The organism is Labrys miyagiensis (assembly GCF_030160835.1).
Classification (GTDB): Bacteria; Pseudomonadota; Alphaproteobacteria; order Rhizobiales; family Labraceae; genus Labrys; species Labrys miyagiensis.
The window spans coordinates 358-1,295 of record NZ_BSPC01000016.1; the positions used below are offsets into that span (position 1 = coordinate 358).

Annotated in this window: 1 protein-coding gene; it reads right to left on the minus strand. The window is 63.1% G+C overall.

Annotated elements, in window-relative coordinates; genetic code table 11:
- A partial coding sequence (locus QQL24_RS10290; RefSeq protein ID WP_284311897.1) for an Ig-like domain-containing protein occupies positions 1–938 on the minus strand: 938 nt, incomplete at both ends.

A 938-nucleotide genomic window follows, 5' to 3' on the forward strand; every position in this document is an offset into this window, starting at 1 on the left:
GCCGAGAGGGTCGAAGTCGTGATGCCGAAGGCGCCGGTCGTGGCATTGGCAACTCCCGCGCCGAGCACCGTCGTCCCGTTGGAATCGTAGAGCGTGACCGTGCTGCCGGCCTCGGCCGTGCCGTCGATCTTCACTTGCGAGAAATTGGTGATGCCGTCGCCCACCGTTCCGCTATCCGTGCTCGGATCGAGCGAGAGGCCGGTCGGCGATGCCGGTGCCGTGGTGTCAATGGTCAGCGCATAGGCCGTCGACGCGGCGCTGATATTACCGGCCGAATCGGTTGCCTTTGCCGTGATGTTGTGAGTTCCGTTCGACAGCGCGAATGTGGTGATGCCGAAAGCACCTGTCGTAGCATCGGCTACCCCCGTACCGAGTACAGTAGTCCCGTTCGAATCGTAGAGCGTAACAGTTGTGCCGGCGCCGGCGATGCCGTCGATTTTCGCTTGCGTGATATTAGTGATCGCGTCACCTGCGACGCCGCTGTCCGTCGTGGTGTCGAGTGCGAGTCCTGTTGGTGCGCTGGGCCCGGTGTTATTGATCGTTACCGAATAGCCAGCGGACGCTGCGCTCACGTTACCGGCTGCATCGGTGGCCTTTGCGGTGATGGTGTGATTCCCGCTCGACAAGGTTGACGTCGTGATGCTGAATGAGCCGGTCGTGGCATTGGCAACGCCCGTGCCGAGCACGGTCGTCCCGTTGGAATCGTAAAGCGTGACCGTGCTGCTGGCCTCGGCCGTACCGTCGATCTTTGCTTGCGAGAAATTGGTGACGCCGTCGCCCACCGTTCCACTATCCGTGCTCGGATCGAGCGAGAGGCCGGTCGGCGCTCCCGGCGCCGCGGTGTCGATGGTCAGCGCATAGGCCGTCGACGCGGCACCGATATTACCGGCCGCGTCGACGGCCTTCGCGGTAATGGTGTGATTTCCGGCCGAGAGGGT